General features: G+C 56.2%; 11 protein-coding genes. 9 read left to right on the top strand and 2 right to left on the bottom strand.

From position 1 onward, the window contains the following. The coding region (locus BV911_RS17775; protein WP_139840143.1) for a transposase domain-containing protein at positions 1-302 on the top strand (302 nt) is incomplete at its 5' end. A 218-nt stretch (positions 303-520) separates the two neighbouring features. Here BV911_RS17775 and BV911_RS17770 read toward each other — a convergent pair. Beyond that, the gene (locus BV911_RS17770) at positions 521-1,201 is read right to left on the bottom strand and encodes a DUF1028 domain-containing protein (protein WP_086054915.1); all 681 of its coding nucleotides are present in this window, start codon (positions 1,199-1,201) and stop codon (positions 521-523) included. A 24-nt stretch (positions 1,202-1,225) separates the two neighbouring features. Next, the gene (locus tag BV911_RS17765) at positions 1,226-2,014 is read right to left on the bottom strand and encodes an aspartate dehydrogenase (protein ID WP_086054914.1); all 789 of its coding nucleotides are present in this window, start codon (positions 2,012-2,014) and stop codon (positions 1,226-1,228) included. Between the two features lie 132 nt (positions 2,015-2,146). Between BV911_RS17765 and BV911_RS17760 the strand changes: the two genes are divergently transcribed. The 8 genes from BV911_RS17760 to BV911_RS17725 all read left to right on the top strand — a co-directional run bounded on the left by BV911_RS17760 (position 2,147) and on the right by BV911_RS17725 (position 10,620). Beyond that, positions 2,147-2,860 (top strand): GntR family transcriptional regulator, encoded by a 714-nt coding sequence (locus BV911_RS17760; protein WP_086054913.1) that lies wholly within the window; start codon positions 2,147-2,149, stop codon positions 2,858-2,860. A gap of 92 nt (positions 2,861-2,952) precedes the next feature. Beyond that, positions 2,953-4,476, top strand: a complete 1,524-nt coding sequence (locus BV911_RS17755; RefSeq protein ID WP_086054912.1) for an ABC transporter substrate-binding protein — start codon at positions 2,953-2,955, stop codon at positions 4,474-4,476. Between the two features lie 65 nt (positions 4,477-4,541). Next, complete coding sequence (locus tag BV911_RS17750) at positions 4,542-5,672, top strand: Xaa-Pro peptidase family protein (RefSeq protein WP_086054911.1); 1,131 nt, start codon at positions 4,542-4,544, stop codon at positions 5,670-5,672. 44 nt (positions 5,673-5,716) lie between these two features. Continuing rightward, on the top strand, positions 5,717-6,634 hold the full coding sequence (locus BV911_RS17745; RefSeq protein WP_168184131.1) for an ABC transporter permease: 918 nt from the start codon (positions 5,717-5,719) through the stop codon (positions 6,632-6,634). 4 nt (positions 6,635-6,638) lie between these two features. After that, entirely contained in the window at positions 6,639-7,475 is an 837-nt protein-coding gene (locus BV911_RS17740) for an ABC transporter permease (RefSeq protein ID WP_086054909.1), read from the top strand. Continuing rightward, positions 7,438-8,442 carry an ABC transporter ATP-binding protein gene (locus tag BV911_RS17735; RefSeq protein WP_371588336.1) on the top strand — a complete coding sequence of 335 codons (1,005 nt, stop codon included), beginning with the start codon at positions 7,438-7,440 and terminating at the stop codon, positions 8,440-8,442. The genes BV911_RS17740 and BV911_RS17735 overlap by 38 nt, the downstream gene beginning before the upstream one ends. Continuing rightward, on the top strand, positions 8,435-9,412 hold the full coding sequence (locus BV911_RS17730) for an ABC transporter ATP-binding protein (RefSeq protein WP_086054908.1): 978 nt from the start codon (positions 8,435-8,437) through the stop codon (positions 9,410-9,412). Before BV911_RS17735 ends, BV911_RS17730 begins: the two co-directional genes overlap by 8 nt. 59 nt (positions 9,413-9,471) lie before the next feature. After that, positions 9,472-10,620 (top strand): Xaa-Pro peptidase family protein, encoded by a 1,149-nt coding sequence (locus BV911_RS17725; RefSeq protein ID WP_086054907.1) that lies wholly within the window; start codon positions 9,472-9,474, stop codon positions 10,618-10,620. Positions 10,621-10,801: the final 181 nt, after the last annotated feature.

Here is a 10,801-nt window from a genome sequence, read left to right as displayed (position 1 = left end):
ACATTCACAACCACTGGGACGGCCTACAAACCTTCCTGACAGACGGCCGCGTCGAGATCGACTCCAACAAGGTTGAGAATTTGATCAGGCCGATTACCCTGAATCGCAAGAACGCATTGTTCGCCGGACACGACGAAGGCGGACGCGCTTGGGGCCGCATCGCCTCGCTGATCGAGACAGCCAAGATCAACGGTGTGGAGCCTTTCGCCTACCTGAAATCCACGCTCGAAGCCATCGCAGCGGGACATCCGGAAAACCGCATCGATGATCTGCTACCTTGGAACTTCCAGCAGTCAAGCTGAAACCCAGGTGCTGACCACACAGCGCTTACGTCGCAACAGTGCTGCCCTAAGGCCAGCGCGCTATGGCACGCGTTTGCTATGAGGTGAGCGCGCGCCGCCAGAGCGCCGCCGACCTCCCGAGCGTGGCCCCATTTTGCGCCGGCAAATGGCCTCTTTTGTCGCTGTGATTGACACCCATCACACCACGCAAGCAATAACGTGGAATTGCCACGCCGGCCTTAGGAGATGTGGCGCGCGCGCCAATGATCATCCCGTTCCATGTACGGGTCGGTTGCGCGCGCGACATAGTAGGGAACGAGCGGACGGTACCACTCATACAATTTGCGCAATTCAGGGACAGCATTTTCGGCGCGATCAATCCTCAAGTCAATCTCCGCATAGTTGTCACGATGATACAATAGGATGCCACCTGAAAATTGTCCGTCAGCCTGACCGCCGGCCTCTGTTCCGGCCTCGATGGCGGCCATGAGGCGGTCGGCAAAAGCAAGATCCGAGCGATTGGTCATTACAGACGCCATCGAGGTCACGACATCTTCAGAAACAACCGCATTACCCATCGCGACAAACTGCTCGCCCAGCACATGTCCTGAAAATCCGTTGGCCGTGGGGCCGCTGAACGCTGCAGTATTCCCGGCTACATCAACGATCCCGATCTGCCGACGTTCAATATGCGGATCGCTTTCCTTAAGGTTCGCCAGAACTTTGGCGGCGGAATAACCTTGGCCGATCAAATTGCCGCAAAGCTGCGTCAACGCTGGGCTGGCAATGAGTTGGACGCTGGCTGCGCCGTAATGCGGTACAATTACTGGACAACGGTTGCAAACGGCCGGTGCCCTTGTGGCAATAACAACGCCCAGACGGCTCGTCTCAGGGCAGCGTGCAATTACAGTATAGGTCATAAGTAATCTCCTTGTTGTGTCGTATTATGCTGGGATGACAATTGGCGCACGCGTGCGGCGCAACGCGGATATGACGCTTAAAGCTGTGAGCGTTGCCGTGCGTGGGTTGGCGGCGCTGGGGTAGTTCTGAATGGTTAGAACGAACTGCCCAAACTGACCACGAACCTTTAACTCGGCCTGGTTGGTCGTAACTTCGTGATCCGCAATGACGGTGACGCGCGTGTCGTCAAAACCCAGTCCTGCAAGTGCGGCGGCGGCGGCGATGTTTGAATTGCGCGGGAAGGCGATTGCTGCGTCGCGGGCCGAGCCAGACGAGACAACCTGAGTCGTCCCAGGGGTTAGGTCGATATTCGGGAAGGCGTTGTACGGTTTGCGCTGTACAAGTTCTACGGATTCCAGCCCCATCTCCCGCGCGGCAGAAAGCGCATCCAAAGCACCGATTGCGCCACTTGCCACGTGCAGCCGAGCGCCAGACGTCGTGATGGCGTCCCTGATCTTGGCTTCCACGTCCCCATCGGCCATTGCGGCCACAGAGACGGCTATTACATCCAAGCCACTGGCGAGGATAATAGGGACGATTTCAGAGAATGCCTCTGGTCCAGCTGCCTCAATAACGATGTCTGGGGCCTTGGCGAGAAATGTCTCAAGATTGTTCGTCCAGATTCCGCCCGATCCGTCAGACGGCGCGCTTCTGGCAAGGCCGGCCGTCAGTGCGAATCCGGACAGTGCACCCGTTTCCACAGCCTCAACAATAGCGCTGCCTATCGCGCCCTTGCCTATAAGGCCGATTGTAGTTTCGAACTTCGTGCCCATTTTTGTCGCTCCTGCTCACTTTTTGAACGTAGCGCCGAAAAATCCATGGCGCTCTAGAGTCGTTTCTAGACTCATGTCGGTCCGTATGCTAGTAATCTTGTCAGACAATATGCCGAGAAGACGGAATTTCATATGTTTACTGTGACCCGGGTTGTGGCTCCCCTCCGTACTCAAGTGCAGGACGGGCTCCGCGTAATGATTTCAGAAGGCATTCTTCTGCCGGGCGACCGGCTGGTCGAGCGCGAGATTTGCGAGCGCCTTGGTGTTAGTCGTCCGCTCGTCCGAGAGGCGATGCGCTCTCTTGAATCCGAAGGGCTCTTGCAGGCCGGGCCCAGTGGCGGCCTTTTCGTGCGCACGCTTTCCCCTGATGAGGCGCAAGAGATCTATGTGGCGCGCGGCGTGTTGGAGGGCGGCGCTGCGACGTGCTTTGTGCAGACCGGCAGCGCTGCGGATATCGAGTATCTGCGTGAACAGGTCATCAAGGTCGAAACGGCGTTAAAAGAGGGCGACCCTTTAAGCATGCGTCGGGCAAAGAACGCGTTTTACGAAACGCTGATTGATCGATGCGGCAACGCGACTTTGGCCGAGATGCTCCACATTATCCACGGCCGGATTCAGTTGTTGCGCAGTGTGACCCTGGCAGAGCCGGAACGGATGCCGGTCGCGGTACATGAAATTCGGGCGATTTTCGACGCAATAGAGGCGCGGGACGAAGAAGAAGCGCGTCAAAGATCGGCGCTGCATATCGCGAATGCCGCTGCTGCCATGAAAGCGAACTGGGCCAAGAAGATCGGCTCCGGTGGCGACCCGATATCTGCTGGGCGGGAGGAGACCGGCAGAAAATAGTGGCCGGCCCAAGCGGGTCCGAAAGGCCAAATCAAAACCCAAATGAGAGGGTGGTCAGCCACTCCAGATCACAACAGGAAAGGAAATTGCCAATGTCTCCTCTTGCACATTCCCTAACTCGGCGGGGGTTTCTCTCTGCTGCGGCCGCCACAGGCGCACTCACGGCCTTTGCGGGGCGTCCGGCCTTTGCGCAGGGCTCTGAACTGGTCGTTGCGGTCCAAGGCCTGCCAGATTCTTTGATTACAGGATTTTCCAGCTTTGCTTCCCTCTCGGTCGTGATGCAGATGCTCGAGGCCCTCGTGGCCCGGCGGGACGATGGATCGTTCGCTCCGGGTCTAGCTTCCAGTTGGGAGCCGGAAAGCGAAGATACTTGGTTAATTCACTTGCGCGAGGGTGTTACTTTCCATGATGGGATGCCCTTCACGGCAGAAGACGTGAAATTCACCCTCGATTACGTTCTGGACCCCGAGAACAATTATGGCTCTCGCGCGCGGATTTCTCAGATTACCTCGGTTGAGGTGGTCGATGATCTGACCGTGCGGCTTGGGACGGACGGGCCATTCCCGACCCTCATCAACGGTCTGTCCAACGTCGTGATGGAGCCGAAACATTATGTTGAGGCCGTCGGGCGCGATGGAATGACCGCTAAGCCCATAGGCACTGGCCCCTTCGTCCTCGACGAATGGACACCCGGTGATCGCATCACTTTCTCCGGCTTTGCCGAATACTGGGGTGGTACGCCGTTGGCGAGCCGTCTGACGCTTCGCCAAGTGCCCGAAGGATCGACCCGCGTTGCCAGCCTGATGGCCGGTGAAGTTGCAATTTCCGAAGAAATGCCGATCGACTTGCTAGAAGTTGTCGACGCATCTGACAAGGCCATGGTCGATGCTGTGGAATCGACCGTGGGTCTGCTGTTGACCTTCGACACCAGTGTTGAAGAGTTAAAGGATCCGCGCGTTCGGCAGGCCCTGAACTATGCCGTCGACAAGCAGACCATTCTTGACCGTCTTCTGATGGGGCGTGGGACCGTGCTACAGGGTCAGATGCTGACCAGCAACACGTTCGGATTCAACGCGGATCTCGAACCATTCTCCTACGATCCTGAAAAAGCCAAGGCGCTGCTGGCCGAAGCCGGTTACTCGGACGGTTTTGAAACCTCGATCACTACACGATCAGGCAAATATCTGGCGGATGTCGATATCTGCAACGTGATTGCCGCGATGTTCTCGGATATCGGCGTGATCACAACTGTTAATGTTGTCGAACAGGGCGTCTATTCCAAGATGGCCACTGCGCACGACATGGGTCCGATGCACATGGTAGGCTGGTACAGCCTTGGCGACGCAGATTTTGCCACGGTCTGGTTTACCCAAGGCTCGGGTCGCGCATACTGGGAAAACGAAGAGTACGAAAAAGAATTCGTCGCCGGTCGCTCAACGGTGGACGAAGAGGCGCGTCTCGCCGCTTATCATCGGATGACCGAGATCATGCACGAAGAGTGCCCTGCCGTGTTCCTTTTCGGTCTGCCCACTGTTTACGGTAAATCCAGCGATCTCGAAGGCTGGACTCCCCCATCCGACAAGATCCTTCGCCTGCACGGCGCGGCGCGTTCCTAAACCGCCACTCATGATCCGGGGTGCATCCCCTCCCGGATCATAACGACCTCCAAGGAAAAAATAAGATGACCACTTCCAGTGAAGCAATGGGGGATATCCCCCGCTTGCGTGCCGCCCTAGAAGCTAGCGCTTTCGACGCGATTATCGCCTGCTCGCCCGAAAATGTTAGATACACGTCAGACGTGATGATCGACACCATGCGGTCAATCCGCGATCGCCTCGGCTTCGTCGTCTGGGCAAAAGGCCGTGATCCGATTTTCATCCTTTGCCGGGTTGAAGAGGCCTACGTGAAGCAGAAAAGTTGGATCAAGGACATCCGCGGCTACCGCGAGTTCTTCGTCAAGCCGATAGATTTGCTCGTTGAAGTATTGATTGAGCTAGGCCTCGATACTGGCAAGGTCGGGATAGAGCTGGAGTATATTGCCGGTAAATACTTGATGTCGCTCAAGGCGCAGCTTCCGAACCTCAAAGTCGAGGGCTGTGATGAGCTTTTCCGGACGGTTCGTTCGATTAAGACTCAGCGCGAGATCGATGCCCTTCAGGCTGCGTTCCGGGGTACGGAAAAAGCGATGCTTGCCACCTTTGCAACCACGCGAGTGGGTGAAACGGAATACAGCCTCTCTCGTCGCCTTGCTGATGGGATCATGTTATCCGGGGCAGATATCGTCGCCTTCAACCACATCAACGCTGGCCCGAATACCGGTTTCCCGCATGCCGCGCCGACTGGATATCAGGTGCAGCAAGGTGATTTCATCAAAGCCGATAGCGGCGGATGGTATCCGGGGGCCTATCCTTCGAACGTCGGGCGTACCGCAAAGATGGGTAAACCTACTACCGAAGAACTGGATACGTGGAAACGTCTTCGCGAGATACATCATACAATCGCCGACATGCTGCGGCCGGGGAACACCGGAGCGCAACTCTTCGCCGAGGCAGAGCGCCTGCATGACAAGCATGGGATTCCCTTTCCCTTTGCTCATAACGGGCATTCCATCGGCCTCGAACTGCATGAATACCCGATGATCCGGCCCGAGGAGACGTCTGTGTTCGAACCCGGCATGGTCTGTACGGTGGAAACCCGCGTGCGTTACGTCGGGGTGAAGGGGCTTCATATGGAGGACCTGTATCATATTACCGAAAACGGTCCAGTCCTTCTGTCCGATGCCTTTGACAATGAAGAGATCCTGGTCATCTGACCGGGATCTCCCACCCCTTCCAGTTCAAACAAGCGGGATCCACCGTGTTTCAATTCACCATTCGCCAACTTGTGACGGTCCCCATCACGCTTCTTTTGGTGGTCACAGCTACGTTCTTCGTCCTGCGGCTCACCGGTGATCCAGCGACGCTCTATCTGGATGTCACGGCAACCCCTGAACAGATCGAAACGCTCCGCCGACAACTTGGCCTCGATAAGACCCTGATTGTGCAATACGGCTGGTTTCTAACGGATATCTTGACGCTGGATTTTGGTCGTTCCTTGCAATTTCAGGCGCCGGCCCTTGATATCGTGGTGAGCCGGTTAGGTGCCACCTTTGAGTTAATCGGGACAGCGCTGGTTCTGGCACTAGTGCTGGGTTTGATTGGTGGCCTTGTTTCGGCGATCTATCAGGACCGCTGGCTTGATATGGCGATCTCTACATTCGCGGTCGCAGGGCAGTCGATGCCGAGCTTCTGGCTTGGGATTCTTCTGGTGCAGCTTTTCGCGCTGAACCTTGGTTGGCTGCCGACATCGGGAACGGGCGGAATCGAGCACTTGATCCTGCCTGCAATCACTCTTGCCGCCTTTATAGCGCCGAACCTCATCTTGATAACCCGTACCGCAGTTCTGGAGGCCAGCACCGATCAATATGTGACGACCGCACGAGCTAAGGGGCTGAAAAATGGCTACATCTTACTATGCCACGTCCTGCCCAATGCCCTCAACCCGATCATCAGCTTCTTCGGGTTGCAAATGGGCAGACTTGTGGGCGGTTCGGTGGTCACCGAGACGATCTTTGCGTGGCCCGGCATCGGGAGATTGATGATCGGTGCGGTGTATCAACGCGACGTCCCGGTGGTGGTCGCGACCGTTACGGTCACTTGTCTTGCCATCATTCTCGCCAACCTTCTGGCCGACCTGCTGCTTGCGCTGGTCGATCCCCGGATCAATCTGGAATAAGCTGATGTTTGGCTCACAATTCAAAATCGTGATTGGGACCTTTGTTGTCGCCTTTTTTGCGTTTGTTGCAATTTTCGCGCCTCTTTTGGCTCCATTCAACCCGCTGTCGCAGGATCTCTTTAACCGCCTCGCTCCACCTGTCTGGGCCGAACGGGGCAGTTGGACGCACGCGCTCGGTACCGACAATTACGGACGCGATGTGCTATCGCGGCTGATCTACGGCGCACGCGTTTCAATTCTAGTGGGCGTCACTTCCATGTTGCTGTCTTGTACTCTTGGTTCGCTATGCGGGGTCATCGCTGCCTATCGCGGTGGCCGCCTTGGGTCATTTATTATGCGCTTTTCGGACGCGCATTTGGCGTTTCCAGAAATCCTGCTGGCAATCCTGATAGTTGCAACCCTTGGAGGAAGCTTACTCAATATCGTACTGGTGCTGGGGATCTCGTCGTGGATGGTCTACGCGCGGGTCGTGTATGGCTTGACGCTTTCGCTCAAAGAGCGGCCCTTTATCGAGGCGGCACGGGCGCAAGGCGCTGCAGGATGGTATATCATCCGCCGCCACATTCTTCCGCACCTGCTTCCGATGATTATCGTCATTTCCACCCTTCAGGTTGCGCAAATGATCCTGACCGAAACCGCCCTGTCATTTCTTGGCCTTGGCGTGCCACCTCCCACCCCGAGTTGGGGGAATGTCCTGGCTGAAGGTCGCGACCGGCTTTTTGTTGCACCTTGGATTGCGAACAGCGCCGGCATTGCTATCATCTTGGTCGTCTGGGGAATTAACTTGTTGGGCAACGGTCTACGTGAGCGTCTTGATCCAAGGGCAGGTGCGCGTGGCTAATTCAGATCCGTTGCTAGACGTCCGTAACCTAACCATCAAGTTTCGTGTAGGCGGTCAATTTTTGCCCGCAGTTGAACGATGTTCTTTCTCTATCCAGCCGGGTGAGGTCCTTGGCCTCGTTGGTGAGAGCGGCTCAGGAAAGTCCGCGACTGCCATGGCACTTCTCGGTCTGCAGCCGGAGAGTGCGCAGGTGGAAGGCGAGGTCCGGTTCAGTGGACAGAACATTCTGACTCTACCCGGAGACCAAATGACAGCGCTGCGGGGTCGTCGGATTTCGATGATTTTTCAAGACCCGATGTCCTCGCTGAACCCAGTTCTGACGATCGGCCAGCAAATCTCAGAAACTCTTCGGGCTCATTTCGACATGTCTCGACGAGATGCGTGGACCCGCAGCAAACATCTTCTGGATCTCGTTCGCGTTCCGGGGGCTGCGGGGCGCCTTCAGGCCTATCCGCATGAACTTTCTGGCGGACTTCGCCAGCGGGTGATGATCGCTATGGCGCTGGCCTGTGAGCCTGAATTGTTACTCGCCGACGAGCCGACCACTGCACTCGACGTCACGGTACAGGCGCAGATCCTCGATCTGTTACTCGACCTGCGGGATGAAACCAACCTTTCGATCCTGCTTATAACCCATGATTTAGGCGTGATTGCTAATTTTGCTGACAGGGTGGCGGTGATGTATTGCGGGCGGGTAATGGAGGCAGCCTCAGTTGGGGATTTCTTCGATGCGCCGTCCCATCCTTACGCAGAAGCCCTTATACGATCGATCCCGGGGGGCAGTAGTCAGGAGCGGCTAGAGGCAATTCCGGGGACGGTGCCCAAGCTGACCGACCTTCCGCGCGGCTGCCGATTTGCAACCCGTTGCTTACGTTACCGTGCGGCTTGCTCCGAAGACTTGCCTGAGTTGCGTGAAATTTCTCCCGGCCATTCAACTGCATGTTTCAGGGCGTTTGACAATGCATAGATCCGACCCCAATGATGTTCCGTTGATGACAGTGCACGCGCTTAAAAAGCACTTTCCTGTCGGACGCCAACTGTTCTCGAAAGAACCGAAAGCATGGTTGAGGGCGGTGGACGGCGTCGATCTTCAGATCCACCGTGGGCGGACTTTAGGTCTAGTGGGTGAATCCGGCTGCGGAAAATCCACGCTTGGACGTCTGCTTATTCGTCTGCTGGAGCCGACCTCAGGCGCAATTAAATTGGACGGAGAGGAAATATCCAACGTTTCCGCCCGTAAGCTGATGGGATTGCGGAAACGGTTTCAGATGGTTTTTCAGGATCCTATGGGCTCGCTCGATCCACGGATGAAAATCGGCGAAAGCGTGGCTGAGCCGATGTATCTGAACGGCATTGGTAATCGGCGCGAGAAAGTCGCAGAGATGCTCGAAGCTGTCAGCCTATCGCCCGAAATTGCAAACCGTTTCCCACATGAATTTTCCGGCGGTCAACGACAGCGTATTTGTATCGCGAGGGCGCTCACTCTGGAACCTGACCTCATTGTTGCTGACGAGCCCGTTGCCGCGTTGGACGTTTCTGTACAGGCCCAAATCGTAAACCTTTTCCAAGACATTCAGCAAAAGATGGGCCTTGGATATGTTTTCATCTCTCACGATCTCGGCGTCGTGCGGCACATCGCCGATGATGTTGCGGTGATGTATCTCGGGAAAATAGTCGAGCAAGGGTCCGTAAAAGAGGTGCTAGACGCACCAGCCCACCCCTACACCCGTGCCCTTGTCTCTGCGATCTTACCGCCGCGGCCCACAGGCGTACGGTTTCGCCCACCTGTCTCTGGCGATCTTCCAAGTCCTATCAATATTCCGAAAGGCTGCCGCTTCGCTTCGAGGTGCCCAATGGCGAAAGACCTTTGCCGCGAAGAGGAGCCGGTTCTTCGGCGCGTCGCTAACGGTCAGCACGCCGCTTGTCATTTCACTTAACGTGCCCGCACGCATTTTGCTGCGAGTACTGCAATGCTGCCGCCTCAGAAAGGTAACAGATGAACCTAACGACCATACCGCCCATTCGTGCTGGCGTGGCGATGGAAGATCGCCTGCAAACTGCGCTGACAAGCACTGGGGCCGAGGCGATGGTGCTGACATCGCCTGAGAACGTGCTCTATGCCACCGGTGTTGACATCATGACCCAGAGGTCCATTCCGGATCGCCTCGCGGCTGTTATCGTCACGTCTGGCGTACCCTCAGTGTTTGTCGTCTGCAAGATTGAGGCCCCCCAAGCCCATGCCGAAACGGTGATACCAGACATCCGGGACTATGTTGAATTCCAGGTTCTACCGGCAGATCTGATTGCGTCGGTCCTCAGAGATCTTGGCACAACCGAGCTTATAGCGATTGAGGGTCGACACCTCACTTATGACATTCTCGAGCAGTTCAAGGTCGCTTTGCCTCAGGCGCGCTTCACCACTTGCGATACTGCTTTAGACCGCTCCCGGATCATTAAGAGCCCGTCCGAGATCAATGAGATGGCCCGTGTTGCGATGATGACCGATCGCGCGATCCACCGCACCTTTACAACCGCCACAGTTGGCGAAACCGAGGCTTCGCTTGCCTGCCGACTGCAGACGGCAGTCCTAGAAGAGGGTGCCGAAAGAGTTAACTTCACGGTGCTGGCAGCGGGCAAGAATGCACTGATGTCTCACCCCATTTCCGGTCCCTATAAGACTGCCGAAGGGGATCTTCTGCGCACTGATTTTGGCGCTACTTCGCGGGGATATTGTTCGGATTTGGCGCGCACAGTTGCTGTCGGCCGGGCCTCCCAGCGGCAACGGGACAATTACGCCTATATCTGGGAAACCCACGTCCATCTAATTGAAATGATGCGTCCCGGCGTGCGGATTGCTGACTTGATAAATCATAATCTCGCACGATGGGATGCTCGCGGATGGGAATTTACACGACCTCATATCGGGCACAGTATCGGCCTTGGGTTACATGAGAACCCGATGATAACCGTCGATGCCGACATGGTCTTCGAGCCAGGAATGGTCTTCTGCATTGAGCCTGCATACAGTCTGCCGGGTATTGAACGGATCCATATAGAGGACACCATTGCGGTAACCGAAACCGGCCCCCGAATTCTTTCACAAAGTGCCGATTGGGGCTCTCTTCTTGTCGTGGATCCCATCTAGTGAGAACGGCAGTGCAAAAGTTAGCCACGGAAGTGGTGGGATACGGTTCTGATGGAGTAACGCGCGAAAGTTGGTGATGCCCTGAGGGGCGGCATATCATGGCGGTGTTCAGACGCCGTCAATTCTCAGCCGAGAAAAGGATATGCCACGTGCCAGAGAATACCACTAGCCAGCTGCCTGA

Origin of the sequence: Pseudoruegeria sp. SK021, from assembly GCF_002119405.1 — a bacterium.
In the GTDB taxonomy this organism is placed as follows: Bacteria; Pseudomonadota; Alphaproteobacteria; order Rhodobacterales; family Rhodobacteraceae; genus Meridianimarinicoccus.
The sequence above is the reverse complement of the archived record's forward strand: the minus strand, read 5'-3'. Positions and strand labels throughout refer to the sequence as shown.